Below are 26,145 nucleotides of genomic sequence, written 5' to 3' on the forward strand. Positions count from 1 at the left end.
TCATTGTTCAAGAATAACCTGAAGTGGTTGGGGCTATTAAAACCGGTTAATCTTAAAGCTGATAGGATTAAAAACATAATAGAAGATCTTAATGAAACTCAAACTATAATTTATTAATAAAAGGGAGTGTGAGTAGCATTGAACAAAGAGGCAATCATTGAGTTGATTAATAATGAACCTAAAACGTTTTTTGCCGGGGCTTTAGAGGATAGCAAAATTCGGGATATTGAAAGAAGGCTTCATGTCACGCTGCCAGAGAGTTATAAATGGTTTTTGCGAGAATATGGAACTGGTGGAGTTTTTGGAATAGAGATTTTCGGAGGTGGACTTCGCGCGGTTCCAACGTGTGTAAAAGAAACAGAAGAATGGAGAGAATATGGTCTACCATTGGAGTACGTTGTAATTCAAAACTACGGATCTGGTGTTAATTGTCTTGATACTTCGAGATTAGCGAGCAATGAGTGTCCCGTTATAGAATGGGAGCAAGATGATGAGGATAGGATAAACGAACATGAAAATTTCTATGCATTTTTAGTAGAACAATTCTCAAGATAATCGGGATTAAACATGTTGATTAATCTGGCATCTTTATGGGATACATAGGTTATATGAAAGAGACAAAATTAAAAAGCAATTTCAATAACAAGAAAGTAATTGAACCTTGACGAATTAATAATCTTAGACGTAACTAATTTGATGGAAAGTATCAAAATGATTGAATAGGAATTTATGTTTTACACTGAAGGGTGAGATGGTATGTTCGCTTCTAACAAAGTAGAGGAACCTGTTTTTCAATTCTTAGCTGGAACTTTCCATCAGGATATCCATTCCCCAGAAGAGGCAATAGTAGAATTATTGACAGTCGAAAGTAAAGAGTATTTGGAATCTGCCATAGTTTTTTTAACAGATTTTATCCAAAGTGAGTATTCAGATACAGAAAAAAATGATTACATTCAACTTTGTGCGGATGGAGTCTACTTTCCCGCTGTAGGTTTAGAACCACTTCAATGGCTCGATCAAATTATTGAAATTATAAAAGAAGCTGTAAAATCGAAATAGTGTGATTGTAAGAAGTACCTTGAGAGGCTGAAGCTTTACAGGGTTTTTATTTTACCCGAAAAAAAAGCGGGAACACTTCCACTTCAAGTGTCATTTTTGACGCGGTAAGTGGAAATGACTTATTGATCATGAAAAGCAGTTTCATGCTGCAGATGTCCCCAACGCTGCAAGGGTAGAGTATATCTTAGATCCATATACTAATGGGAGGTGAAGGTAATGACGGAGATTGAGCAGTTACTTACACAAATAAAGGCTTTACCACATTGTCGTATTTTAGAATCTAAAGGATTGCCAGCTCTTAATGGAGATAATCATCTTTTACCTGATGACTTAAAAGAATTTTATAGTCTATGTGGAGGTCTCGTGTTATTCGAAAAAGATGATTATCCGATTCATGTGGTGTCCCCTGATAAATTTGAATTGGCAAATCCAGTCATTGTGGGGGATATACATGAAGAAGATATTTCATTTAACTGGTATATTATTTGTGATGATGGCACTGGTGAGTACTTAACTATTGACCTGGATCAGGAAAGGCTGGGTAAATGTTACGATAGTTTTTATGACCGTCATGGACTTGTAGGAGAATCTCGAATAATAGCCTTATCTTTTACTGGTTTGCTAGACGCCCTTATCCATAATAAGGGTCAATACTGGTATTGGTTAAAGGATGATTTCAACTCTCCAGGAGATGCATATGATGAAATTTAATGGAAACTTAGAGCGGGGAAAAGGGATTTTATTGGTTGGTCTCATGCTAGTTAAAGTTTTGCTGATATTCGGAATTTTTACACGAAATGATCATACATAAGCCGGGTTGACACAATAGTTGATTTAAAAGAGGTAGGAGAACAATAGAAAGGGTAGAGAAACAGATGCGAAGTTTATAGCCCTTCATCACTTGAAACAAAATAGATAACAGTTTTGTATTTTATAACTGATTACCTGAAAAGAAAGAGCCCATTTTTTATGAAAGGAGATGGAAATGAGTGTGGAAAATTATCAAAAGGGCAAAGGAAATTATTTTGAATAATGAAGAGAAGGCTGATTTTGTGGGTGGGCGTACAGCGAATTTAATTTGTTTGGCTGAAGAAAAATTAGGGGTAAAGTAGTATCTTTTGTGCCTGGCCTTAACCTGGAGAGTCAAACCTATGAAATAAAGGCTCATGACTTTGGAGATTTTTTATTGGAGTCTGTTAAGCAAGAAGTATAAAGGTTGAGAAAAAGGTAATAGAGGATCCGTAATCAGTTCCTTTGATTAAGTTTAACAGCAAAGTGGAAATAAGATACACGTAAAGGGGGAATGAACATGATATCAAATGATAATCAGGATTTGACGGCCTTTTTTTATGAAATAAATAAGTATGCGGATACTGTGCATTTATTAAATCCAGGGGTAGATATTCATTATATAGAGCAGGTAGAAAAAGATTTACATATAAGCTTTCCCAAAATATACAAAGATTTTTTACAAGCTTGTAACGGTGGCGAATTATTTATTCCGGGTACTGTATTATCAGAGGTTTATTCTCCTGCTTTAGGGCAAAAGAAAAGAGGAGCTTCATACATTCATGAATCAAATAGAAAAGATCGTAGACGTCCAGAGATGCCGGACCATTTAGTTATTATTGCAGATCTTAATTATGGTGATTCCATCTGCTTCGATTTAAAAACGAATAATGGGCAAGATGCTGAAGTCGTTCAATGGGATCATGAAAGTAAATCGATTTCACGTACATGGAGTGGTTTCAAAGAATGGATTATGGCTGATTTAGAACAAGGTTCAATGCTGGTAGATTATGAAGGGAATGAGAAAGAATTAGACTTTTAAATTTGACCTTCACACAATAAAAAGTAATTAAAGGATGCAGTAGATTTAAGAAAAGATATTGAACATACATTCCCTCATATAGATTGGTCTTATCATGAAGACGAAGAAGTCTGTTGCTCACCAAACAACAAAAAAGCATTAGCAATGAATGAAGTTAACTCTATGACACTTGATAAAGTTAATAATCACAAAGTTGTTCTGCACATTCAGGTTTTATCTCTGGGAAGTTTTCTCCTTTGCCGATTGAGCCGATTGCTATGGAGTTGTCGGAACTCACACTGATGCTGACACTAAATTCTGCGCCATTTATTGTACCTGCTAACATAAGTCCTCCAACGGGACTATCTTTTACTTCAGTGTACTCAATATTTTCAGCATCCTGATAATTGGCTTGCAAAAAAGAAGTAGCAAGTTTCCGTGATTCCTCATAAACGTCCTCATCATAAGCTTTATTCATAGTGGAACAACTTCCTGTAAGCAGAAGTAGTACAGCTATGAAGAAAGTATTTTTTATTTTAATCATAATTCACTCCTCCTTAGAGTGAATGATACTATAAAAGGATATATAGGTAAGGAATGTATAAAAGATACTGGAAAATTATGCTGACACTTAAGGCTATTTGGTAAAGGAACCAAAAAAATACTCAGGTATGTGATGATTAAAAGGATAGTGGAAACATTGCTCAAAAAACTTATCATGCATAACAAGAATGTCAGCTTTGAAATAAAGAGGCAGTCATTGGATGATTAAATCTATTTTGTTTGTTTTAAACTTTTTCAGTCGGCCAGTTTTCATATCCTACAACTCTCTTGTACTTGTAAAATTCTTCGAAAAATTTTACTGTTTCATCAAGTGACAATCCATTATTTATGAATATCTTTCCGACATTGGGGGGCAGTGCTTCCAGCCGGAACTCATTTATTCCTTGAGTCAGCTGTATTGCCTGAATCACTTCAATTTCGCTATCAGAATGATAATATCCGAGGGAGGCAAATAGTGCTTTTTCTGGAACCGCCTCACCCACTGCCTGTTTCACTTGTTCCCAGGTAGGATTTACAATTTTCTCTTCATTAGTTGAAAGTGACCAATATTCTTCTTTTGCCGGCTTTTCCTGCTGAGAGCTTTTCTTAAAATAATCAAATATCCCCATTACGTACCTCCCTTCTAACGTCTATAAATAGACTGTTCATCATGAACTATAAATAACGCGAGAATAATTCAGGTAAATTATATCATGTTTTTTAATAGTATCCAGAAAGCATGAAAATGAAAGGGTAAAAAAAGACAGTCTTACATCGTTAGCGATTTGATGTGGAATTTAAAATGATTGGCAAAAAAGTGTGAAGTCAATTAAAGTCACGATCATGGGGAGGAAGTCGATTTGGAAACAAATCAGGTGGAACTCATTTATCAAAAGATAGCAAATGTCTTAATTGATATGATCCCAGAGCAATGGGACAAAATTGTATTATACGCTGAGGTAAGGGAAGGGTTTTCGCAAGTGTATTTTTATTATTATCCCAAAGATCATGAAAAGCCTGTATATAGTTTGGATATACCTGATCGTTTTAATGTAGATAAACATGAATATAGAGAAATGAAACAAGAATTATACAAATGTTTTGAGGAGATTTGGAATGAATTCAAGGTACAAGATCAAGAACAGTGGGAGTCCGCAACTTTTATTTTGAATAACGCAGGTCAAATGAAACTGAACTATGGGTATGATGATCTTTCTCAAATTAGTCCGGAAGAGAAACAAGAGAAATGGGAAACTGAATACTTAACGTAAAACAGATCATGACCTGTGAGGTAACGTCTAAAGTTAAAAACAAAAAAGGTATGATTGTCTAACAGGAGGATGAATATGGGGTATGACTTTTTAATAGGGACATTAATAAATCATGAAGTTAGTGACATGATAGTAGAGTGGGAGAATGGATTAAGAATTATTGGTGAGCTGGATACGGTTTTTGAAACAGACAATGGATTAGAAGAAGATGATCGTACTTATACAGAATATGATGCAGCAGTATTTAAAGTACATAAAATTTTATCTCATCCTACTTATAACAAAGGCATTATCTACAATTGGCTCATACAAGGAAAAGGCTCATTAATTGAAATCTCCCTAAATGTTGACCCTCCGAGTACAATCTATTTGCCTGATGGACAAGTCGTGTGGAAAAGGAATAGTCAGAAATGAACCCGTTATGCCGGTAAAGGTTTTTTACAAATACCACTGCAAATTAGATGTATAGGTATAGCAGAAGATGTTGATTAAAGTGCTGCAGTGGGGGTATCTCCATTCTCCATCACTAGATTCACTGTGACCTTGATGTTAATAAATCCTTACTTGTATACAGATTACTTCAATAATCAAAGGAGGTTATGTTAAGTGAAAGATCTCTTTAATGATTGGGTTAAACATGAAAGTGTTGATGAAACTGTCATTTTAAACTACCAGGATAAAATTCCTGAAGAATTACTCGAAAGTTGGAAAATATATGGCTTCGGTGCTTTCGGAAGTAATTTTTTGAGAACGATCAATCCAGACGATTATATAGATATTTTGGAGAAAAGTTATCGAAGGCATGAGCAGGCTATTCCTATTTTTACAACGGCGATGGGTGACATTTTAGTCTGGGAAAAACATAAATATATAAATTTATTGAATTTTAGAAAAGGAGTAGTGACCGTTGTTTCGTCCGGATTTGAGTACTTTTTCGACGACTTACAAGATATTGACTTTATGAAAGATGAATTAATGTGTCAGCCTTATCATGAAGCGATTCGTAAATACGATGCCCCAAACTATGACGAATGTTTTGGATACACTCCTTTATTAGGTTTAGGTGGAGCAGAAAAAGTAGAGAATCTAAAGAAAGTCAAACTGAAGGAGCATATTCTTATTATTACTGACCTTATGGGACCAGTGAGTTGAAGCGCTCAAGAATGAGTGATGAATTTAACTATAATGCTTGGTTGTCTTTTGAATGCATTCACTTTGCTATAAGAAATGTGAGGAGAGTAGAGAGTGACGATTAAAGATGAAATTTTTGGGGAGATTGAATATGAACTTGGGTGGTCAAAAGTAATCAATTTAGATTTTCTTGGAAACTTAACAGAAGTAAATTTATTAATAGATGGTGAGGTGGATGGCCAATTTGATAAAGGTCAGTATGCAGCGTTTCAATCATTAATGAAAAAGTGGAACGATATTCAAAAACAACTAGTACCTTCTATCCTAGCTTACTACAGACAAAAGAGAAATGACCTGGGTTTTGATATTGAAGTGAGTGAAAATTATCCATCAGTTGAAGCTGCAGATGAACTATTAACAATGATAACTATAGATGGAATCGTCATTCCTTATGCAGATATCTTTGATGGCCGGGATATTCGAATTACATTTCAATGTACATGGGATGAAGAAAACGGGCTGGGAGTTCGTCTGTTAAATGAAAAAGTAGCTGATATAGGTTTTCAAGACGTGGCAATGTAAAATCGACTTTTAAAAAAGGTGAAACCCTTCACGGTTGTCCAGTTATGTTGAAAGTGAAGATTATTATAATAGGAGAGAATTTAATGTATGGACGAGAGAATAAGTAAGATGATGGACACTTATGGTGAAGAAGAAGATTTTTTTGGTAAAGTAGCAGAAGAATCTATTGTTAAGGCTGAAACAAAACTTGGAGTTAAATTTCCTCTAAGTTATCGCAATTTTATAAAAAGATACGGTTCTGGAGGAATATGTGGAGTAGAACTTGAAGGTATTCAGGGGGATTTAGGAGCATCAGTAGTGGATGCAACGGAGAGGTGGAGAAAATTAGGACTGGATAGGAACTTGATTGTTTTAGAAGACTCGGGAGAATTTGCAAGATGCATGTATTGTGCAGAAATTCGCGAGGACAGAGTATTTAGTTGGGAAAGAGGGGGGGCAGGTTTAAACCCAAGATATCCTACTTTTAATGACTATGTATTAGATCTATTTAAAGAAGGAATTCATAACTGGTAAAAAACCTGATCGCTCTTTCAGTACAGCAAAGAGAGCAACTTTAAAGAACTTTGACTTCTATCAATCTGGAGGGGTAACGAGTGAGACTGGTTAATAGCTTTCTTTCTATAGAAGAATTAAAAAAACAAGAAATTGAACTGATTCTAATGCTTTTTAAAAGCCAATGTCATGTTACCTATAAATATAAAGACCGAAAGTATTATGAAACTGATTCCAGAAGAAAATATTTATATACGCCAGATTGGGGATAAGCTAATGCCCTTTAAAAAAACCATTGGAAATATGTATAAATTACCGTCTCCGCATAAACTACCTGAGAACAGACTAGAACTATGGTACAGTGAATTGTTAATTAAGGAGCTTGAAGACTTATCATTGAATGACATAATTAGAATGATAAAAAATGAAATCCTGGTGGAATTAGCAGTAAGTAAGGCATTTATTGTTTTATAAAAGGACCCCATTGCAGGTGAAGTCTACGATGGACAACTATTGGAGGTAGTAGCCAATAGTGACATCTGTAAATTTCGTGATCTCATAAGGGAGGTCGAAGAATTAGTACAAGAAATTGAACATAAATTACCCGATATAGATTGGTCCGATCATGAAGACTATGAAGATTACAAAGGATATCTACTCAAACTAAGAAAAAAAATGTTTCGTGAATAAAATTCACTCCAAAATGTAGTAAGAGTGAATTCCATATAGAACGAAGGTAGTGTGTATAATGGCTTGAAACAAGAAAAAAGTCCATTGGTTGAAATTTTCTCTATAAAGATCCACCGAGTTCGCAGCTGTCCAATCTTTGACCTTGCAATGAAGCTTTTAACGGTTTAATCAGCTTTTCAAACCATGATTGGCTTCATGCCTTTCAAGGTTCTTTATTTGCGGAGGAGCGGGTGGGGTGAACATGTTTTAGTAATTATTTCGGTAGTATAAGAAGAGGAGGTTTTAGGTATGGAGTATAGTGCTCTTATTAAAAGGCTTGATCCATTAATTGAGGAAGAAGTGACCATTGAAATGAACGGAATTGAATTTACGGGATTTGCTTTTATATGTGCATATAAAATTGAAGTAGGTGAATGTTATTCTGTATCACTAGGCTTTACGATCTTAGATGAGTTTAAGATTCGTAAAATCCAGGAAGAAAAGAAAGAAATAGAACGGATCGGTTTGGGCTATGAATACTATATTAGAGGTTTTTTAAATAAGTATACTGTTGATGCAGGAATCGTATTTAATGATGAGAATGAATATTTCTCTGAATATCCTGAATTGATTAATAACCAGGTTGAAATTATAGTTGATAGAATTAGTATAGAATTTTTAAAATGAACAATCTGACCTTTCAGCGGTTAACGTACTCAATGGTCATCACAGAAGAAAAAAATATTTAATCGTTTTATTCGAAGAAGATGTCAATTCTTTGCGTGCTCGTCCTACTTCTGCAGCTTGCTCAATAGGAAACAGGGTTTTAATATTAAATACAAAATTGATGAAGACCAATGCCGCCAGAGTTAAAAAGCAGCTTTAATACACCTTAAATGACTACACTACTTGTAAAGCAGGTGGAAATAAGACAATGAGTTTTAATGTATACGAAACTGTTAAAGTTTTAGAAGATGACCCTAACGAGGGGATAAAGAAAGGGGACATAGGCACAATAATAATGATTTATGATACACCTAACAAAGCCTATGAAATTGAATTTGCCGATGAAGAAGGTAGAGTAAAATACCAAGGGGTTTATCTCTCAAATCAGCTGACTAAACTAAAATAATTTTATGAGTAAATCTTAATTGGTTTAATGCTTTTCAAGGTTTCTCTTTTTGTTGTGGGGATACCCAGAGACGAATAACTTATTCTTTAGTCGTACAGAAGTTAAGCAAATAACCATTTTTGCATCAGTTTCCGGCAGTTCTATTCCCCAACCCTTTATCCTCGCTTTCTCCCTTTCGCATCTCTGAAAATGAGGTGGAAAAACGGCTCGTACAACTGCAGGCTGAAAAGGGGATTCAACTAGAAACCGTAACAGATGAAGACATGGAAGCACTAAGGAAGTATGTGCTGAATCCAGCAGCACACTCTCATCTCAGGAGACGCAGGTGATCGGGATTTCCCTGATCCCACTTTGCCGCCAAGAGAAAAGTGCCCGGAGATGAACATGTAATAAATATGCCTGGTTATAATGTGTTACAGCCCTAGTTATAAATGGAGGGATTAACAATGTTTGATGAAAGAGTTAGAGCAGTCTTAGGTGCACGGGCATTACTGGATGAGAATGATCCAAGAGTTGAGCAAAAATGGAAAGAGCTAATAGCATTATTAAGTGAAGATGAAAACTCAACTCTGAATTTCTTACAGGTTTGTACAAAAACAGAACTTTCATTTTTAAGTGAAATTTTTGAAGAAGTGGCATATAACTTGCAAAGTGAAAAATATATTGAATTACTATATTTACTAGGTCAAAGATACCCGGATTTAAACTTAAAGAGAAGTATTCAAATTGCTGAAGAATACATGAATTAAAAGGAGTAAGCCCTAAGTGAAAAATCCTTTCCGTAATATTATTTTAATTTAACAAAATAAATAAAATGGTTTAAACCACATATAGATAATAAAAATTCCAATCGAATGGCTCTTGAATACTTCCTGCTATTTAGACAAAAGTAAGTATCAATAAGTTACACCTATAAATGCGGAAACCAGAATGACTAGTAACAATATTGAATACAAACTCATGATAAATCTTTTAAAGAACCAACTAAATTTATCTGCATTTTTTGCAGTGAACAACGTAAAACCATGTAGGGGATAGACCAGTAACTCAAGAAAACCAATACCAGAATCAAACCATTTATTTATAGTAAATCCCAGAGAAAAACTAAAGATGAATACAACACTATAAATAAAATTAGTTATAGAACACAATAAAATGCAAACTAATAGTAAATTTAAAAAATCCACAAACCTCATCCTCATCTAGAGTAAATAATATACTCTATATTTTGGTTACATCCAGCCTAATAGTTTATCTTTAGTTGTCGAAAGTGACTCTCCAAAATCACTGATTTTTTCCTTAGCTTCATCTACAACGTTACTTAGCCTTTGCCGCTTTGGCCCCTTCGTCACTAACTCAATAGTAAATTTTGTGGTTCACGCACCTATACTTCCACCTTACAATTATACTTTAAAGCAAAGTAGTTAGGAGGGTTTATATATGGCAAAAATTTATGGTTCACATGATAATCTTTCGTTAGAACAAATAGAAATATTTGAAAATGAAAATAATATTAAACTAACTGAACAATACATGAATTTTTTACTAAAATGGAATGGGGGAAAAGTGATACCCAATTTATTTAAGATATCCAATGAGCAAGGACCAAGTGTTTTGAATGTTTTTTATGGTATTGGTGATATGTATGATAATTTGACAGATTTTATTGAGATAATGGATGAGAGGTTACCAGTAGGATTTATTCCAATAGGAGATGATCCTTCAGGAAATGTTATATGTTTGGGGACAAAGGAACCTTATTACGACAAAATTTATTTTTGGGATCATGAACAAGAACCAGAAGATCCTGATGATATGAGTAATATGTATTTTTTAGCAAATGATATTGATGAATTCTTAGATAATTTATATGAAGACAGCGAAGAATAAAAAAGGTAATAGCAATTAATTATATTATTAAGCTAACTATAAGCACTTGATTGTTAAATAGACAACAAGTGTTTTTTGTAAATTTATCAATAGGTAGTCAATGGCGGTATAGGATTGATATTGTTGATGAACAAATTAAGGATTTAGTAAAAAGTATGACACCAGAACAACTAAAAAATACTTATTTGAATGTGAAATTAACACGTTAGTGGGAGGAGTATAAATGGAAAAATACTTAAGAGATTTTAAATTGCATAATAATGTTTCGAGTGAAATCATTGAAAAATATAACCAACTGGTACCAAATGAAATAATAGATTTATGGAGTAATTATGGATTTGGTACATTTATGCAAGGGTATTTTAAAAGTGTAAATCCAGAGGAATTTAAAGAAATTTTGGGAGAGAGTAGTCAAAGATATAAGGATTCAGTTGTGTTATTTGCTACAGGGATGGGTGACCTCGTTATTTGGTCAGATGGATATGTTAGACTATTAAATTATAGGTATGGTGTGGTAAAGACAATTATGTTTTCATTTGAATTTTTCTTTCAAAATATTAATGATTTGGAATTTAAAGATGAAGATTTGTCTTGGCAACCTTATCCCGAAGCCCTTAAACAATATGGTGAGTTGGATTATGATGAGTGCTTCGGCTATACACCTCTATTAGGCTTAGGTGGAGCAGAAAAAGTAGAGAATCTAAAAAAAGTCAAAATGAAAGAACATATTCTTATTATTACTGAATTCATGGGACCAATTGAGTAATACTCGGGAGTATGTAATTAAATTAACTATAAGCACTTGATTGCCTTAATAGGCAACAGGTGTTTTTGTTTTTGTAGGTTCAGAAGGCATGCCAAGTGACCCTGCAGCTGCTAGCACCGTCCCGCAATCCTTCCTTTCCTGGAACAACGGTCCTCTTTTCAACATGATAAGTACCAGCCGTCTCGACCAACTGTTCAACAGTGCCTACCAACCTGTCGCCTCCAGCCCCCCGAAAAACGATGTAGAAAAACAGCTGGAACAACTGCAGGCTGAAAAAGGAATTCAACCAGAACCCATAACGGAAGAAGAGGCGGAAGCGCTAAGGGAGTATCTGCAAGACCCTTCAGCACAATCATCTGCTTCATCAACTCCAGGCAATGCAGCGGACTGGGAGTATCCGGACCCCACCTTAGCCGACATGAGAAAAGTGCTCGGGAACCCAAATTCGGATGTGGGAGTTGCCGAAGGCGGGTACTACTTCGTCAGCGGTATGAGATTCCTGTTCGAAGACGTCGCCACCCTGCTGGACCCGGAATCCACCCCGGATGAAATCGCCATGGCTTCCCTGTTTACACTCTTTAAACCGATGAAAGCTGCTGATAAAGGTCTTGATTTGGCTGGGGCGGGGAAGAAGGTTGAGGAAGTTGGGGGTGGAGCTAGAGGTAATATTGGTTGGAGTATGTCAGATGGAGGAGGAGTAATTAATGGCAGAAATTATTCTCAGCATGCTTTGGAAAGAATGGCGCCTAATAATCCTGAAGTAAAAGCTATTTTGACAACAAGAGCAATTAAAAAAGCTGAAGACATAGGATACAAACCTCAAACTAAAGAATTTAGTGATTTTATAAAAAAATATGTCGATCCTAGAGATATACCTCCTTCAGTTATTGAAGATGCCATATTAAATGCAAAGAAGATACCAGGCAATAGAATTGGAACATTTATACATGAAACACAAGATATTAAAGTAATTGTGAATGAGGCAGGCAATGTCATCACAGTTATTCCTAAATAATTTTAAAAGGGTGAACTGGAGTGTTTATTAAATATGATGAGTATGATTTGATCGAACTTTTTCAAAGTGAGCCAGTTAGTATAACAGGCAATTTAGATGATGGAGTTTTAATTTATACCTACAAAGATGACTATAATTTCAAAGTGATATTGACTCTAGATGTATATGAACAAACAAGTAGCCTTAGCATTACATTTAAAGATTCTATAGTGTTTTCAGCTAATTTTAGTAACGTTACAAGTATTAAAAAGGTTGACGAAACTATGGTTATGGTAGTTGGAGCAGAAGAAAGAATTAAAGTTAAATTTTATAAACAAGTTGGAGTGGAATTACTTTAACCCTTTCCGCTCTATGATGACAAACTTTTTACTTATGGTGTAGGTATTTAAAATAGGAAGTACACGCCGCTCCTTTAAAAAATGGGGGAGCAAGCGTTGCTCCAAACCTGCATGATAAAGGGATTTTAAAAAACGCGCGGTTCTATCTAAAGTGAAGTCAAACTGGTTCTATAAAGACTAAGGGTGTGGTTATTGAATAATATAATCCTCAGATTAAACCATTCTTAGCTGCCGGTATTGAGTCCTATAATCACTGCCATCAGGAAAGTGGTATGTATGCACTAGGCTATACATCTGTTGTTAAGTCTTTTGAAAGACTAAGAGTAAATTTCTTAACTATTATCATACTCCAGTGTATAAGCGTTAAGATGGCTGAAGGAAACAGGAAGCATGGTTTTATATCTATTGGCACCTAAGGATAAAAGTGGAACAGTAAGCACTTCTGAAACACGGGATAGGGTAAAAAAAACTACAGCAGTAACAACCATTTGGCTGGGATGAAGAAGGTATTGAACTTGACTCATACCAGCCGATTTTTGTTTAATCGAATCTCCGATTTAGTAGGAGAGTATGTGACATAGCAAAAAGTGAGGGACAAGTTTATAATCTGATCCCTGGTTATCTCTTTTTATTTTTTTTTATCGTACTCTTCTTTTAAAATACCCATATGTATAATGTCATTCCATTGACCATTTCTATACAAAGACTGGCGACTAATCCCTTCTTCCTGAAATCCTAACTTCTTATATAAATTCATTGCCTTTTCATTAAATGAAAAAACCTTCAATGATACCCGGTGTAAATTCAGTTCCTTGAAGGCATAATTAAGTAATAAACGAAATGCTTCGGAACCATATCCTTTGCCCCAATATTCTTTCTCCCCTATATCAATAATTGCTTCAGCGTTTCTATTTTTATAATCAATATGTATAAGTGAGGTAATCCCGATAGGAATTTCATCTTCTCTTTCTACTATGATGTAGCTTTTTGATGAAGAAGAACTCATAAGTACATCTTCAACAAATGATCTTGTATCTTCCATTGTGTTTAGATCCAATGATAGGTTTGTAGAAATCATTACCTCCATGTCATTTCTCCACTTATGATAGTTTTCAGCATCGCACTTCTCCACTTTTCGCAAATGGATTCGTTTTGTTGAGAACATAATAATACCTCCAATTATTCATTTGTTAATTTTTTGATTGAGGATAAGCTGGTACCCAAAGCGCTTTGAGAGTGATAATTATGGAATTCAACGTCTTTGTTTAGTGCTTCTTTTGAGCAGTTTGCCCAATTTTTACGCCATTTCGTTAATAATGCCCGATCGTTCCAGTCACGATTTTTAACGGTAAATCCTTCTTTTGTGATTTCTCGAGTGGTCATCAAGACATGCGCATGAGGGTTTGTTGGTTCTTCCCGGTGAATGGCAATATCAGCGACCATTCCGTAAGGGACAAATTCTGTTTCAACATAGTCTTTAATTAAATTCGACTGCTGGTCTGCTGACAGTTCTCTAGGAAGCGATACCTTGATTTCTCTTGCAACTTGGGAGTTCTTGCGTGTCTCGGATTTCTCAACTTCGTTCCATAAACGGTTGCGGTCATAAACCCATTCAGGAGCATGAGAAGGAGAAATGATCATGTTTTCCGGTTGTATGTTTCGTTTGTAGAATGTCAGTTCACCTGTGCATTGGTCCTGAAGCCGTTCTCCTGATTGATACGCAGCAGAAACAATAGCAGACTCACCTTTGTTTCTTGAAAGCACTCGGGCAGAAAAGGTATAACTGGTCATAAATTTAGTCCTCCTTTCAAAAAAATTACTAATATGGATACGTTTTAAATAAGGAATAAGTTTCGATAACTTCGTAGTCAATCCAGTTTGACCAGATTTCTTAACAGAGTTCTATTGAAGAGATCGATTACTAAAGAAGAAGTGTGTGAAAACGTAAAAAACATTTGACATTTTACGGTGCTTCTTTATAATTACATATGTAAAACATGTTTTACAATCTGAGGTGAAGTAATTACGATGAAAAATAAAATTAAGGAATTGAGAAAGGAAAAAAAGGTTTCACAGGAAGAGCTTGCCTATCTATGCGGTGTGTCTCGTCAGACAATCAATGCGATTGAAAATGAAAAATATGACCCAAGTCTGAGTTTGGCATTTGAACTTGCTGACAAGTTGTGTGTGAGGGTAGATGAGCTATTTTTAAAATAATTGGAGGGGATTAATATGAACAAAAATACGAAGTTAATCGGTGGTACATTTTTATTTTTGGTAACATTGTTTCTCATAACGATGTATATCACCGATTATATGAATGGTCTGAAAATAGGATTAACGGATGTGTTCGTATTTGTGTTATTGCTTGCGTCTTGGTTTCAGTTTATGACATGGGGTTCTGATCCAAAAGTGCAAAAAGATGAACTTGGTAAAAATGTATCGACCACAAGTGCTAAGTTAAGTTACTTTATATTAACAGGATGTCTCTTTATTTTATGGATTATTGATAGAGTTTCCTTCGTCAGTAATAATGAATTCGGAAACGTTCCTTTGTTTATTGCTCTTTGTTTTGCAGTGATGCTCTTCCCAGTAATTCAGTTTTTCTTATCTAGAAAATATGTATAGTCTTTATTTAGCAAACCACTTTGCCGCACTATCGTTTGGGAGCGCCTACTCAGACGTTGACGGGTGGATGAATAGATGGAGGCAGTAATCAAAAGCAATTAAGCTTTAAACAATTTTAAGGTAAAGGTGTGTCAAAAATTAACTCTACTATTCTATTATGGTTATCCATTACAAGCAGCTTACTCGTACTCCTTCTGCAGCTTGTTCAATGGAAACTAGTTGAGATCTTTACTCCATTTGTCATGCCAGTCGTGTATCTGGCAGTTTACGGGTTTTTCTTAGTCGTTTTGATTATGGCGCTGATTGATTTGATAAGAAGAAGGAATTGGAAGGCGATTGGGGTTCAGGCGGCAGCTATTGTTTTGTTATTCATTGTTCCATTTAATCAGATTGTCCTGGATATGGATTTTAACATGAATAAATCAGAGCGTCTTGAGGTGGTCGCACAAGTAGAAGACGGTTCTCTTCAGTCGAATGTCGTACATAATTCTTCATTGATCCGTCTGCCTAAAGAGTATAGCTCATTGTCCAATGGCGGGGGAGAGATTGTAGTCGAAAAACATGAAAATGACTACTCTGTTTTGTTCTTCACCTTTCGAGGAATATTGGACGGTTTTTCAGGCTTTGTTTACAGCAACGAAAAACCGGGAAACAACGCTTTTGGCGGGGATATTAAAGTAATCGAAAAGATGGATGAAGACTGGTATTTTATTACTTCTTATTGATTTGATCGCAATACTAAAGGGAGAGTAATGGGAATTCTCACTCTCTCCCGTTCAAATTATTTTTTTAAAAAAACAATTAGGCGATCTTATTCCTGCTCCTATTATTTCCAACCATGAACAGGAGGGAAAAGGAGGAGGTAAGGAGAACAATCACGCCAGCGAGCAGATAAACGATTCGTATGCCAAACACATCTGCTATCAGGCCGATTAATACGACTGAAAACCCCATCGTAGCAGAAAGAATCACACTGTGAGCGGCGTACACTTTTGAAAGATCTTCAGGCCTCGCGCTCTTTTGCATAAGCGTTTGCTGGGAGATGTCTCTTACTTGATAAACCGGACCCATCAGTAACACGAGAATCAACGCCATTACCGCCTGGTCAATAAAGGAATAGACGATTGCAAGAATTGAATAAGCCATTGAACCAAGTGCAATATTTAAGATCAGGTGCCTTTCTACAAATTTATAAGCCGCGATTGCACATGCTCCGCCAATTAAAGCTCCAATATAATAGGCACTATTAATATATCCCCACCATTCAGCTCCTTTATCGAGCGCTTCACTGACAAAAATTAATGTGATGGCACCAATCCAGACCGATCCGGCAATCCCTTCTCCAATATCCATCATCGTAACTAAACGAATTTTTTTATTTTGCCATAAAAGAATCCAGCCTGCTTTCATCTCGTTCCATTTTGTATTTTTTTCATCGTCAATGACTTGTTCAAACTCTTTTATTTTTGAAGCAATGATCCCCATTTGGATGACGGCTGTCCACATAAATGCAATGACGATGTAAAAGGTATTGCCGACGCCTATTGAAGCGACAATAATCCCTGTAATCGAATAGGCGGCGATTTGTGACAGCTGAAAAGTTACGGAAAGAATCCCGTTTGCTTTAGGCAATAACTCTTCTGGTGCAAGTAACGGAATAGAAGAATGGTAAAGCGGCCTAACCAAGCCTTCCATAAAAGCTAACACAAGAACGATTAAAAATAGAAGCAAGATGTTGACACCTGTGAAAATGAAAAATAAAATAAAAACACTCATGACAATTGCTTTTATCAACGGGAGGAAAAACATGATTTTTCTGTTGCCAAAGCGGTTGATCACTAACGGTGCAATAAACCCTGCCATTAGGGAACCTATGGTATTTAAAAAAGGAAAGAGCGCAGCATAAGCAGCTGAGCCCGTTTCCTGAAAGATATAAAATGTGATCACCATGACATATCCAATATCCCCAATAACAAGAAAGTTCCGGGCAGCTGCAAATAAATAAAATTCTTTTGTAAGCATGGTGTCCTCCTCTTTAAATAAGATTGATAGCGAATTTCGTTTTGCTATCTCATTGTAAAGTGCGGACACTGGGTTCTGATGGTGTAGAATAAATAAGGGATGCTATAGCTTAATTTGGTCCTTTCCCTGGTACCACGAGGGCACAGGATGACTCGGATCCTCAAACCAGCCCAGCACCTCTTTGGCCTGGTTTTTCATAAAAGCGACCTGCTGCTCGCCAAACGGAATGGCCCAGGGGATGGAAGAAATCATATTGCTGTATATATATAAAGTCAGCAGGGAGAAAAATTCTATAGGCGGTTTGCAATCAAAATAGCCATTCACCTGCCCGGTCGCAAAAGTTGGACTGACCGCTGCGCTAAATACAATTCGGTTAAACTCTTCCCATGGATCTCCGTAATCGCACCGGTTAAAATCAATAATGCTCAAGCTTCCTTCAGGTGAAATAATCATATTTCCTGTGTGATAATCACCATGCTGAAACGATTGCGGCCTTCCTTCAAGGAGATGACGGTGGTCCTCAATAAAAGAGATTACTTTGTCGTCCTCTTCAAATTTAATGCCGCATTCAAGATAGCTTTTCATTTTTTTATCGATCTTCCGGTTAAAATGGGTGCTCCAATTTTCCTGGCCAGGCGCAGGAATAGAGTGAATCCTTTTCAGAATCCTCCCAGCCGTTTCGCCAAGTTCATATTTTTTCGCTTGAGAAAGCTTAGGCAGTTCAGTCTCTGCATCTTCTCCCTCACACCACGTGAAAAGCGAATACACATTCCTGCCCTCGTCACAGAGGCCAAAATCAATTGGCTGCGAAATTGGCAGACCATCCTTGCTTAATTCCTTCATCATATTAAACTCATTTTTCTTCTGGTCATATTCTTTCTGATCCGATATGCGAAGCAGCCGTTTTTCATTCGAACGTGTTTCCACATAATATTTTTTGTCGCTCGACCATCCTTTATTAATCGGTTTCATTAGTTGAAAAGAGGCGTGATTGTTCAAATCCAGCATAAATGTCCCACCTTTAAATTCAAGTCCAGGTAAAATTGAGTTTTCTATTTCTCATCATACCAGTGTTATACTAGTAATATAAGAATTTTCTAAACTATCATTCATTTAACATTTTTGGAATGATTGCAAAAGGGATTTTTGATTTATAGTCGAAGATCTTATAGTATTCCTTTAAATTGTTTGGAGGTCACTGCTTTGTTACTTTACTATTGAGTTCAACTGCCTAATGATAAAAAAATAAATTAGGAGTTGATCGAGTATGATCTATAAAAATGGTATTAATGAGATTTCATCTGACATGTTGAATGGTTTTTTTGTGGATTGGCCTAATCCTCCAAGTCCACAAACCCATTTAAAACTGTTGAAAAATAGCAGTAAAGCAGTCATTGCAGTAGATGAAAAAACGAATTATGTGGTTGGATTTATAACAGCTATCAGCGATGGAGTTCTATCCGCCTACATTCCCTTCCTTGAAGTGTTACCGGAGTATAAAAATAAGGGGATAGGCAAAGAGTTAGTAAAGCTGATGTTAAAAGAGCTTGATGATCTGTATATGGTTGATTTAAGCTGTGATGATGACTTAGTTTCTTATTATGAGAAATTCGGGATGCTGAAATCAAATAGTATGCTAGTAAGGAATTATGAAAGGCAGTCGGGTAGTTTAGATAAATAAACTCCCACTGAAGCGAAGCGGACGGTCGACGAGCCTGAGACACATTTTGTCTCAGGTTTTTTGTGTACTAAATTTTAAATAATATATGACTATATAACTATTTAATCTACAATTATTACTTAATTCTTATTTGAAATTACTTTTAACTATAGACAAATGATTGATTTACAGTTATATTTAACCATAACATAGGTAATATTACTCACTAAAGCTAGTGCTCGTCACAACCCGAATCATTGAATAGGGTCATGAAGCAGCCATAGTTGCTGCTTATTTTTTTTGTCTATGTACACCATATTAACTAAGGGGATCTAGAAAATGAAAAGATTATTTATTGCAGCAAGTGTACTTTTTTTACTATTGTCGCCAATGCCAACCAAAGCAGAGAAGGTCGTAACGGTCTATCTTATTCCACATCAGGATGATGAACTTCTTACTTACGGGGTCGGTATTTTAAATCACACCTGGGTGGGGGAAGAGGTACATGCCGTTCTTTTAACCAATGGGGGAGCAAGCATTGCTCATACCAAAATAAATAGAAAATTAAATGACTCGATCACAAAAGAAGAATTCACGGATGCCCGACTTCGGGAATTTGATCGCAGTACACAGGTTCTTGGTGTAAAGAAAGAAAACATACACATCCACAATTATGAAGATGGAAATTTGTCAGTTGAAAATGTAGAAAACGTCATTTTGGAAATGATTGAAAAATACCCTAATGCCAAATTCAAAGGGATGAGCTGGTATGATACCCACAATGATCATAAGAATACAGGGATCGCGCTTAAAAACCTGCATGACAAAGGAATTGTGAAAGACGCACGTTTCTATCTGAAGTCAAGTCAGTTTGGTTCTGTTAAAACAAAAGGTGTGATCGCTGACAAATATAATCCTCAATTTAAACCATTCCTAGCTGCCGGAATTGAGTCCTATAATCACTGGCATCCGGAAAGCGGTATGTATGCAGTAGGCTATACATCTGTTAGTAAATCATTTGAAAGACTAAGAGCAAATTCATTTAGCTATTATCATACTCCAGCCTATGTACGTTGATAGACCTGTCCCTAGCCCTTTAGAGAGTGACGTATTTGCATGGCTTTATTAATGTAGCATCAAAAGATCTATATAATTAAATAACAGGACAGCTAATATACTTAAGAAAAGCCCCTTTTCTCGTAACTAAAAGAGAAAAGGGGCTCAATTAATGAATGCAAAGTTCTTATAGTGATTTTTTTAAAAAAGAATTTAGAATTAAATTACATCAATTTAACCTTTTTATTATCCACATTATCTCTGATTAACTTTTTCAACAGGTCAATTTCTGCATCAGAATTAAAAAATCTTTTTGGAAGTATAATGGCTTTTGCTTTTGAAACATATAGACGAAACATGTCCTTGTTCTCATATACATTTTGAATTTGATTCCATTCAAAATATCCTACAGACCTGTCAAACTTTTGTTGGATTTCCTTGGAACTGAACGTGTATGTAATTTCCTTTTGAATTAATTGGTCACTGTCATATTCTCTTGACGTTTTTATTTTAGAGGAAAACTTTCCAAGAAACAGAGCTGGCAATGAAACAATTAAAGAAATAATTGCGTAGGGAATGAACAAAAATATATACATATATATATATAAATCAGCATCTATGGTATTAATTGTAGGAATTGCAAAAATAAGAAACGTAAATATCAAGAGAAAGTAGAACAGGATTCTATGAAATTTTTTCAAATGATATAATCCGTATTTGTTGAATTCTTCCTTTTTCACCGTACCGCTGACTGTGAATTTATCTTCATCGAGTAATTCAGTGTTTTTTTCCATTTTTAATCAATTCCCCTTACCATCGTTATTACTTCAAAACTCCATCTATTTATATACTATCATATCATTATTTTCTAAAGTCTCTCACTTACCATTGTCCTTTGATCCATTATTAAACAAAAGCCCTTGCAAACCCAAAATATGCATCACAAATAAAAAAACAATACAAGTTTCACCTCTAATGGCTGAGCATGTCTCCAAATGTTCATCTACATACATTGGGACTGTCACATATATTAAACATCTTGTTCAGTACAAAAGAAATTATTTGAAAGGGATATCATCAAGTTTTGAAGAAGATAACTTGTGAACCGTATTGAAATGAAAAGCAGGGTTTTTATAGACGGCATATTCCTGATAGATCTTGCTGTATTCAAGCCAATTGAATCCATCTGGGACATTTTGAGGGTCGGGGAATTAATAAAAGGTAATCAGTTTATTGATCAGCCTGAAAGACTTGCTTGAAGTATAAGTAAAAGGGGAGAGCTGAAAGATCGTGACAAGAAAAAATCTATGTTATTGAACATAAATGATTGAGTAAAGCTGCACCAGCAAAATAAAAAAGCCAGCCCTCTTAGTTTTGCTAAAGAGGGCTGGGGCAAGCTAAGTTAATCAATTTCATCAGTTGAAATCAATTCATACACCTTGATTTCCCCATCTTCTACATGCACTTCAGTAATCGTGCTGTAAGACTTCGTGTGCGTGCCAAGGTCGTTATAGATCACAAATGTTTCGGTTGTGTGAGCCAGGGCCTCAGTTGAAGAAATTACTTCCATCTTGTCAAGAGTAGTGCTGAGATGTTCCTCTGTCACGCCAATGGATCCAAGATGGTCTATAAAATCACTTTGTTCCTGAACGCGGGGGCTGCCATCAACGAGCATAGAGGAGACATAGGAAAAATCTACATTGTTAATCGCTGCAATACTCGCGTCGTTGTATTCGATCATGAATGCTTCCAGGCGGTCTTTTGATTCTGAATCATCCTCTGAAAATTCGTATTCCTCATCATTCATGTCTTCATTCCCGTTTTGTTTCACACCTGTACTCTTATGTAATTCTGAAGAGCCTTCTTTTATGACTTCACCCGTGAAGGAAGCGGTATGATTCATGGTGTGACACTCTTCTACCTTAAACTCATCCTCTTTTTCTGAATAAGCAAGAACCATATGGCAAACCACACTTTGGGTAGCAAGGTTTTCTTCTTCTGATTCATGCCGGTAGGAATCTGTCGTTGTAAAGCTCACCGGCAAGGTCAGGTGATGAGAATTGTCTCCTCCGCTTGTGATAGCGGCTTCAGAGGGTTGAAGCTGAACTTCATCGAGTTGCCCGGAGTAAACAAATTCCATGTATTGCAAATCCTCAATCATGTAGTTAGATTCTTCCATCCACTCGTCCGTAGCAGTGGTTATAAGGGATAGGTCCTGATTCGCTCTTGCTTTTACCCATTCTTCCCCGTAGGCTGCTATCACTTTTGTAAGTTTTTCTTCTGTTTCCTTTGTAAACAGCGGGATCGTCACTTCCTGATGAGAGCTTTCCACGGCAATGTCTTTAACCATCACAGTTTCCCACGGGTATTCGGCTTCAACGGAAACCATAATTGAGCCGTCTGTAGGAAGAGGACCGATGTTTTCTGTTTCTCCCCAGGAATCAAACGGAATTTTTGTATCATTTAGGATAACGGATGTATTGTAATCCGGGTTTTGGTTTAGATAAAAGCTTACATAATCAAAGTCAAATTCTACCCAATTTGAATGAAGGCTTCCGCTCGTACCTGCAAACATCAAATCCTGTTCAGAGGTCATGGTGCCGTACTCATTTTCAAAAGCTGAAGCCAGGGTGTAGATCCCTGGTATATACGGCCCTGTTTCTACTTCATCATTTGAAACGGATGTACCATTTAAGAGAAGTTCAATCTCTCCCTCATCCTCCGGAATATACAGCTCTGAGTATTGATCGGCCGCTTTTACCGAGTATCGGTTGAAAAGACCGAGCCATTTGCCGTTTTGCTCAATATAAAAGAGCGTATATGCAAAATAGGGATTTGCGCTTGAATTTGTGACGGATTCCTTGATTGCTTGAAGTTCTTCTTCAGAAAAATTCAGCATGGCCTCCGCTTCAAATTTCTCAATTGCCGAGCCGTCTTCATGCACGACAAGTGAAGTGAGGGCTTTAGCATCTTTTTGATTGATGGCTTCCGCAAATTTTTTCATGGTAGTTTCAGCTGAAACCTGCTGGCTTGCAAAAATGCTTCCCCCTATGAGCAGAATCGCAGCGGTCACTCCAGCTGCCACAAAAGCTTTTTGTCTCTTCGTTTTCGGAGGCTTTGGTTTCGGTTCGATGATCTCCATCTTTTCAACCTGTGGAAGTGGATGGCCGCATTCTGTGCATACACTATGCTTTTCAGAGACTTGAGACCCGCATTCCTTACAAAATCGTGTCATCTTAATAGCTCCCCTCCATTAAAGATAAGTCCCAAAATCATCGATAAAGCTGCCAACTGCTGAATCAGCCAATAGGAAGCTGAAGAGACTAAAAGCGATGCTGAACAGAATAACATAGCTGATGAATCCGTATAGAGGGTCTGCTGATTTGGACTGTTTAGTTAAAAGAGAACTAATCAAGTATAAAGGAAGAATAAAGACGGTAAAGGAAATCGCAATCGTAAGAATGATCGTGCCAAATGCATAGGCCTGAATTAAAATAAAAATAAATGCTGCTGCCATTAAGAATAGACCCGGCAGCATATGACTGCCATAATACGAAATAATCGACTTAAACGAATGACCTTTCCCAAATAACTTCGTCACAACAAATAAAGAAACAGCTGCGAGTAGTAAGCTCAACACGGCATAAATCATTGAGCCGCCAAACACAGAAATAAAGGTTGGTCCTGCATACTCATTCATAAATGCATCCCCATACCCGCCAAACATCGAACGGGAGATGCTTTGAATAAAGACATACGCCACCAGTGCTACCATAAAGCTGAATAATAGTAAGGAAATTAGTCCGTTTACAAATTCATTTTCTCCTTTTGAAAAAATGGCAGAAGGAGTCTTTATGTAGGTTTTCAGGTAGGACCAATATCCTTTTCCAGTCTTTTTCGCTTTTTCTATGTATTCATTTTGCTGAACCTGTCCGCTCCCCGCAGGTCCTTCTGCTGCAGGATGCATTACCGTTTCCTGTACCGGATTTGCCGTACTGTGATCAGCTGTCAGACTGGTTCCGCACTTCCCGCAAAACTTCCCGCCATCCTGCTGATTGCCACATTTCTCACACTTCATACAAACACTCTCCTCATATCGAATTAGATAGATTAGTAAAAATAAGCACTAAGACCTACTAATCTATTTAACTTTATAAATAATTCCCATTTAAGTCAATGAAAAATCTTACATTAATGAAATAAAATATATGGTTAATCCTTTTTTGATGGTTTAATCTTATTATGGTAAACAATATACTCAGTTAAAACTGGTACTAATTTTAATAGATAATAGTTTTACACAATCTTTAAATTAAAGGCGATAGGCGATTTAAACATCCCCATTATCCAAGGAAGTGAACGATTTGAAAAGAATACTCAAAAAGATGGCGATTTTAATAGTAACTAGCTTTTTAGTTTTTGCTTTATACCTCCTTTATAAACCTGATGAAACAGGCGCTGTCATTTATGTGCTGCCAGAGGGTTTTGACAAATGTGTAAGTATAGATTTCGACGTGAGACATGCAGATCCGTTGGTGCTAGATGATGAAGGAGCGGTAATTTACAATATTCCTATGGATGGAGAGTTCAAGACCTCTTCATCATCTGACTTTGGGCACATAGGAATACACCAGATATTTATGCAATTTCAAAATAAGGATGGTCGTAAAAGTGAGTTAATAGATGTAACAATTTCATCCCACAGTAGTTATTCTTATGGCGAAGGCGGCACAAATTTAGCAGAAAGCGGCTGGATATCCTTTAATTCGATTAAACAAGACTGTGAATGGTAGATGGCCTTAATGCGAAGTAGGTGCATTGTCAGCCATACGGCCCTTGCCAAACTAAACATGCAGCATCAAAATTCCCCTCTAGTGGCTGAGCATGCCTCCAAATGTCCATCTACATAAATTGGGACTGTCGTATTTCCATTTCACACTAATTGCACATCTTATTCATTATTAAAAAAAACTATTTGAAGGAGTATCAGCGAACTTTGTAGAAGCTAACACGATGAACCTGCAAGGAGGAAAAAAATGTTTATTGTAAATGTAGAAGGTGCAATTAGAAAGCATGACAAGTGGTTAATCATTGAGAGAAGCAACAAGGAAGATCATGCAGGCGGGCTGCTTTCACTTGTTGGAGGCAAGGTGGAGGTAGAAGCCAACTCCACCAATATAGTAGAAAGAACGCTGAAGCGTGAGATTTTAGAAGAGGTTGGTGTAAAAGTAAAAGATCATCTTATCTATGTGCACAGCACCTCTTTCGTAACCGATACGGGCGCAAACGTAGTGGATCTTGTTTTTCTTTGTGAGTATGAGTCAGGCGAGGCATTTCCAAAATGTCCAGATGAAGTTGAAAAGGTTATTTGGCTGTCAACCGAAGAAGTTCTGAATCATCCCCTTTCACCCGTTTATTTAAAGGAGAGCATTAAACAAGCAGAATCGCTTCTTGGAGGGGTTTAATGAAGAAAAGAGGGGCAGTCACCTGAAGTGCAGTGAGGCAGTAAATGATCCTGAGACACCATTCTCTCAGGATCATTTTTTTGTTAGCAGAATACTAAATTAAAGGGTAAAGAGAGATCCTAACACTGACAAACCATCATCACATTCCCATCCGGATCCTTAAAGTTAAACCAATGCCCATGTTGAATATCAGTTACCAGTTCAACATTCTGTTCTTGTAAGAATTCATGGGCTTTATGGATGTCATCCGTATTGAAATGAAAAGCAGGGTTTTTATAAACAGCGTCTTCCTGATAGATCTTGCTGTCGAGGACAAGGCTCAATCCATTGTTGTCAAAAGGTATACAGCATAAATGTCCTGCTATGATCTCATAATCTGGCTCCAAATGAAGGATGGAACAGTACCAATCTCTTGCGTCGTTAATATTTTTGACTGGAACAAAAATCGCATTTGCTTTTGCTGAAATGATGCTCATGGCTACACTCTCCTTTTTTGCTTTACATAGTTTTACTTACCTTATTGTAAAACAAATTTGGATGTTGTGAGTTAAAATTTAACTGAATGATTACCAGCGAGCACAAGTCTATTAAATAAAAAAAGCAGCCAATGTATTCT

37 protein-coding genes and 1 pseudogene are annotated in these 26,145 nt (G+C 36.4%); 28 read left to right on the top strand and 10 right to left on the bottom strand.

The window, feature by feature from the left end; translation table 11 throughout:
* The first annotated feature begins 138 nt into the window (after window positions 1-138).
* The 5 genes from P6709_RS06645 to P6709_RS06665 all read left to right on the top strand — a co-directional run bounded on the left by P6709_RS06645 (window position 139) and on the right by P6709_RS06665 (window position 2,890).
* Window positions 139-555 carry an SMI1/KNR4 family protein gene (locus P6709_RS06645; RefSeq protein ID WP_278240112.1) on the top strand — a complete coding sequence of 139 codons (417 nt, stop codon included), beginning with the start codon at window positions 139-141 and terminating at the stop codon, window positions 553-555.
* A gap of 201 nt (window positions 556-756) precedes the next feature.
* Window positions 757-1,059, top strand: coding sequence for a contact-dependent growth inhibition system immunity protein (locus P6709_RS06650; protein ID WP_278240113.1), 303 nt, complete (start codon window positions 757-759; stop codon window positions 1,057-1,059).
* A gap of 216 nt (window positions 1,060-1,275) precedes the next feature.
* Complete coding sequence (locus P6709_RS06655; protein WP_278240114.1) at window positions 1,276-1,770, top strand: SMI1/KNR4 family protein; 495 nt, start codon at window positions 1,276-1,278, stop codon at window positions 1,768-1,770.
* 278 nt (window positions 1,771-2,048) lie between these two features.
* Window positions 2,049-2,171 carry a hypothetical protein gene (locus tag P6709_RS06660; RefSeq protein WP_278240115.1) on the top strand — a complete coding sequence of 41 codons (123 nt, stop codon included), beginning with the start codon at window positions 2,049-2,051 and terminating at the stop codon, window positions 2,169-2,171.
* A 197-nt stretch (window positions 2,172-2,368) separates the two neighbouring features.
* On the top strand, window positions 2,369-2,890 hold the full coding sequence (locus P6709_RS06665; RefSeq protein ID WP_278240116.1) for an SMI1/KNR4 family protein: 522 nt from the start codon (window positions 2,369-2,371) through the stop codon (window positions 2,888-2,890).
* A 178-nt stretch (window positions 2,891-3,068) separates the two neighbouring features.
* On the opposite strand, the gene P6709_RS06670 is transcribed toward P6709_RS06665, so the two are convergent.
* Together P6709_RS06670 and P6709_RS06675 are read right to left on the bottom strand one after the other, a co-directional pair.
* Window positions 3,069-3,413, bottom strand: coding sequence for a hypothetical protein (locus tag P6709_RS06670; protein ID WP_278240117.1), 345 nt, complete (start codon window positions 3,411-3,413; stop codon window positions 3,069-3,071).
* Between the two features lie 244 nt (window positions 3,414-3,657).
* The gene (locus P6709_RS06675) at window positions 3,658-4,041 is read right to left on the bottom strand and encodes a hypothetical protein (RefSeq protein ID WP_278240118.1); all 384 of its coding nucleotides are present in this window, start codon (window positions 4,039-4,041) and stop codon (window positions 3,658-3,660) included.
* Window positions 4,042-4,272: 231 nt separating this feature from the next.
* Between P6709_RS06675 and P6709_RS06680 the strand changes: the two genes are divergently transcribed.
* The 15 genes and pseudogenes from P6709_RS06680 (at window position 4,273) to P6709_RS06745 (ending at window position 12,698) form a co-directional block, all read left to right on the top strand.
* Window positions 4,273-4,683 carry an immunity protein YezG family protein gene (locus P6709_RS06680; RefSeq protein WP_278240119.1) on the top strand — a complete coding sequence of 137 codons (411 nt, stop codon included), beginning with the start codon at window positions 4,273-4,275 and terminating at the stop codon, window positions 4,681-4,683.
* A 75-nt stretch (window positions 4,684-4,758) separates the two neighbouring features.
* The gene (locus P6709_RS06685; protein WP_278240120.1) at window positions 4,759-5,097 is read left to right on the top strand and encodes a hypothetical protein; all 339 of its coding nucleotides are present in this window, start codon (window positions 4,759-4,761) and stop codon (window positions 5,095-5,097) included.
* A gap of 192 nt (window positions 5,098-5,289) precedes the next feature.
* Window positions 5,290-5,835: a T6SS immunity protein Tdi1 domain-containing protein gene (locus tag P6709_RS06690; protein ID WP_278240121.1), complete on the top strand. Its 546-nt coding sequence runs from the start codon at window positions 5,290-5,292 to the stop codon at window positions 5,833-5,835.
* Window positions 5,836-5,928: 93 nt separating this feature from the next.
* The gene (locus P6709_RS06695; protein WP_278240122.1) at window positions 5,929-6,396 is read left to right on the top strand and encodes a DUF6985 domain-containing protein; all 468 of its coding nucleotides are present in this window, start codon (window positions 5,929-5,931) and stop codon (window positions 6,394-6,396) included.
* Window positions 6,397-6,483: 87 nt separating this feature from the next.
* Entirely contained in the window at window positions 6,484-6,909 is a 426-nt protein-coding gene (locus tag P6709_RS06700) for an SMI1/KNR4 family protein (protein WP_278240123.1), read from the top strand.
* 80 nt (window positions 6,910-6,989) lie between these two features.
* Entirely contained in the window at window positions 6,990-7,160 is a 171-nt protein-coding gene (locus P6709_RS06705; protein WP_278240124.1) for a hypothetical protein, read from the top strand.
* Window positions 7,161-7,191: 31 nt separating this feature from the next.
* Entirely contained in the window at window positions 7,192-7,362 is a 171-nt protein-coding gene (locus tag P6709_RS20530; RefSeq protein ID WP_442905316.1) for a contact-dependent growth inhibition system immunity protein, read from the top strand.
* A gap of 504 nt (window positions 7,363-7,866) precedes the next feature.
* Entirely contained in the window at window positions 7,867-8,244 is a 378-nt protein-coding gene (locus P6709_RS06710; RefSeq protein WP_278240125.1) for a hypothetical protein, read from the top strand.
* A gap of 247 nt (window positions 8,245-8,491) precedes the next feature.
* Complete coding sequence (locus P6709_RS06715; RefSeq protein WP_278240126.1) at window positions 8,492-8,689, top strand: DUF4926 domain-containing protein; 198 nt, start codon at window positions 8,492-8,494, stop codon at window positions 8,687-8,689.
* Window positions 8,690-9,135: 446 nt separating this feature from the next.
* A complete protein-coding gene (locus tag P6709_RS06720) occupies window positions 9,136-9,438 on the top strand; it encodes a hypothetical protein (protein WP_278240127.1) in 303 nt (100 codons plus the stop codon).
* 691 nt (window positions 9,439-10,129) lie between these two features.
* Window positions 10,130-10,579, top strand: coding sequence for an SMI1/KNR4 family protein (locus P6709_RS06725; RefSeq protein WP_278240128.1), 450 nt, complete (start codon window positions 10,130-10,132; stop codon window positions 10,577-10,579).
* A 77-nt stretch (window positions 10,580-10,656) separates the two neighbouring features.
* Window positions 10,657-10,788, top strand: a pseudogene (locus tag P6709_RS06730) (polymorphic toxin type 15 domain-containing protein); the annotation flags it as partial.
* Window positions 10,789-10,802: 14 nt separating this feature from the next.
* Window positions 10,803-11,345 (top strand): T6SS immunity protein Tdi1 domain-containing protein, encoded by a 543-nt coding sequence (locus P6709_RS06735; protein ID WP_278240129.1) that lies wholly within the window; start codon window positions 10,803-10,805, stop codon window positions 11,343-11,345.
* Window positions 11,346-11,433: 88 nt separating this feature from the next.
* Complete coding sequence (locus P6709_RS06740; protein WP_278240130.1) at window positions 11,434-12,360, top strand: hypothetical protein; 927 nt, start codon at window positions 11,434-11,436, stop codon at window positions 12,358-12,360.
* Window positions 12,361-12,380: 20 nt separating this feature from the next.
* Complete coding sequence (locus P6709_RS06745; protein ID WP_278240131.1) at window positions 12,381-12,698, top strand: hypothetical protein; 318 nt, start codon at window positions 12,381-12,383, stop codon at window positions 12,696-12,698.
* A gap of 628 nt (window positions 12,699-13,326) precedes the next feature.
* Here the strand turns inward: P6709_RS06745 and P6709_RS06750 are convergent.
* Together P6709_RS06750 and mobQ are read right to left on the bottom strand one after the other, a co-directional pair.
* Entirely contained in the window at window positions 13,327-13,866 is a 540-nt protein-coding gene (locus P6709_RS06750; protein WP_278240525.1) for a GNAT family N-acetyltransferase, read from the bottom strand.
* Between the two features lie 11 nt (window positions 13,867-13,877).
* A complete protein-coding gene (mobQ, locus tag P6709_RS06755) occupies window positions 13,878-14,489 on the bottom strand; it encodes a MobQ family relaxase (RefSeq protein WP_278240132.1) in 612 nt (203 codons plus the stop codon).
* Window positions 14,490-14,726: 237 nt separating this feature from the next.
* Between mobQ and P6709_RS06760 the strand changes: the two genes are divergently transcribed.
* The 3 genes from P6709_RS06760 (at window position 14,727) to P6709_RS06770 (ending at window position 16,051) form a co-directional block, all read left to right on the top strand.
* Window positions 14,727-14,915 (top strand): helix-turn-helix transcriptional regulator, encoded by a 189-nt coding sequence (locus P6709_RS06760; RefSeq protein ID WP_278240133.1) that lies wholly within the window; start codon window positions 14,727-14,729, stop codon window positions 14,913-14,915.
* Window positions 14,916-14,930: 15 nt separating this feature from the next.
* A complete protein-coding gene (locus tag P6709_RS06765) occupies window positions 14,931-15,326 on the top strand; it encodes a hypothetical protein (protein ID WP_278240134.1) in 396 nt (131 codons plus the stop codon).
* Between the two features lie 128 nt (window positions 15,327-15,454).
* Window positions 15,455-16,051, top strand: a complete 597-nt coding sequence (locus P6709_RS06770; RefSeq protein ID WP_278240135.1) for a hypothetical protein — start codon at window positions 15,455-15,457, stop codon at window positions 16,049-16,051.
* Between the two features lie 76 nt (window positions 16,052-16,127).
* Here the strand turns inward: P6709_RS06770 and P6709_RS06775 are convergent, their stop codons facing one another.
* Both P6709_RS06775 and P6709_RS06780 read right to left on the bottom strand, forming a co-directional pair.
* Window positions 16,128-17,348 (bottom strand): MFS transporter, encoded by a 1,221-nt coding sequence (locus P6709_RS06775; RefSeq protein WP_278240136.1) that lies wholly within the window; start codon window positions 17,346-17,348, stop codon window positions 16,128-16,130.
* A gap of 102 nt (window positions 17,349-17,450) precedes the next feature.
* Window positions 17,451-18,356 (bottom strand): aminoglycoside phosphotransferase family protein, encoded by a 906-nt coding sequence (locus tag P6709_RS06780; protein WP_278240137.1) that lies wholly within the window; start codon window positions 18,354-18,356, stop codon window positions 17,451-17,453.
* A 259-nt stretch (window positions 18,357-18,615) separates the two neighbouring features.
* On the opposite strand from P6709_RS06780, the gene P6709_RS06785 reads away from it, so the two are divergent.
* Both P6709_RS06785 and P6709_RS06790 read left to right on the top strand, forming a co-directional pair.
* Window positions 18,616-19,029 carry a GNAT family N-acetyltransferase gene (locus P6709_RS06785; protein ID WP_278240138.1) on the top strand — a complete coding sequence of 138 codons (414 nt, stop codon included), beginning with the start codon at window positions 18,616-18,618 and terminating at the stop codon, window positions 19,027-19,029.
* Window positions 19,030-19,347: 318 nt separating this feature from the next.
* Entirely contained in the window at window positions 19,348-20,085 is a 738-nt protein-coding gene (locus P6709_RS06790) for a PIG-L family deacetylase (protein WP_278240139.1), read from the top strand.
* 203 nt (window positions 20,086-20,288) lie between these two features.
* Here the strand turns inward: P6709_RS06790 and P6709_RS06795 are convergent, their stop codons facing one another.
* Window positions 20,289-20,858, bottom strand: a complete 570-nt coding sequence (locus P6709_RS06795) for a YcxB family protein (protein ID WP_278240140.1) — start codon at window positions 20,856-20,858, stop codon at window positions 20,289-20,291.
* Window positions 20,859-21,164: 306 nt separating this feature from the next.
* Between P6709_RS06795 and P6709_RS06800 the strand changes: the two genes are divergently transcribed.
* Entirely contained in the window at window positions 21,165-21,323 is a 159-nt protein-coding gene (locus P6709_RS06800) for a hypothetical protein (RefSeq protein ID WP_278240141.1), read from the top strand.
* A 143-nt stretch (window positions 21,324-21,466) separates the two neighbouring features.
* Here P6709_RS06800 and P6709_RS06805 read toward each other — a convergent pair whose 3' ends face one another.
* Together P6709_RS06805 and P6709_RS06810 are read right to left on the bottom strand one after the other, a co-directional pair.
* Entirely contained in the window at window positions 21,467-23,299 is a 1,833-nt protein-coding gene (locus tag P6709_RS06805) for a zinc ribbon domain-containing protein (RefSeq protein ID WP_278240142.1), read from the bottom strand.
* A gap of 18 nt (window positions 23,300-23,317) precedes the next feature.
* Window positions 23,318-24,142 carry a zinc ribbon domain-containing protein gene (locus P6709_RS06810; RefSeq protein ID WP_278240143.1) on the bottom strand — a complete coding sequence of 275 codons (825 nt, stop codon included), beginning with the start codon at window positions 24,140-24,142 and terminating at the stop codon, window positions 23,318-23,320.
* A 286-nt stretch (window positions 24,143-24,428) separates the two neighbouring features.
* Here P6709_RS06810 and P6709_RS06815 point away from each other — a divergent pair, with 286 nt between their 5' ends.
* Both P6709_RS06815 and P6709_RS06820 read left to right on the top strand, forming a co-directional pair.
* Window positions 24,429-24,857: a DUF6843 domain-containing protein gene (locus P6709_RS06815; protein ID WP_278240144.1), complete on the top strand. Its 429-nt coding sequence runs from the start codon at window positions 24,429-24,431 to the stop codon at window positions 24,855-24,857.
* A 243-nt stretch (window positions 24,858-25,100) separates the two neighbouring features.
* Window positions 25,101-25,529, top strand: coding sequence for an NUDIX hydrolase (locus P6709_RS06820; protein ID WP_278240145.1), 429 nt, complete (start codon window positions 25,101-25,103; stop codon window positions 25,527-25,529).
* A 119-nt stretch (window positions 25,530-25,648) separates the two neighbouring features.
* On the opposite strand, the gene P6709_RS06825 is transcribed toward P6709_RS06820, so the two are convergent.
* Window positions 25,649-26,005: a VOC family protein gene (locus tag P6709_RS06825; protein ID WP_278240146.1), complete on the bottom strand. Its 357-nt coding sequence runs from the start codon at window positions 26,003-26,005 to the stop codon at window positions 25,649-25,651.
* Between the last annotated feature and the right edge of the window lie 140 nt (window positions 26,006-26,145).

Origin of the sequence: Jeotgalibacillus sp. ET6 (assembly GCF_029667115.1) — a bacterium.
GTDB lineage: Bacteria > Bacillota > Bacilli > Bacillales > Jeotgalibacillaceae > Jeotgalibacillus.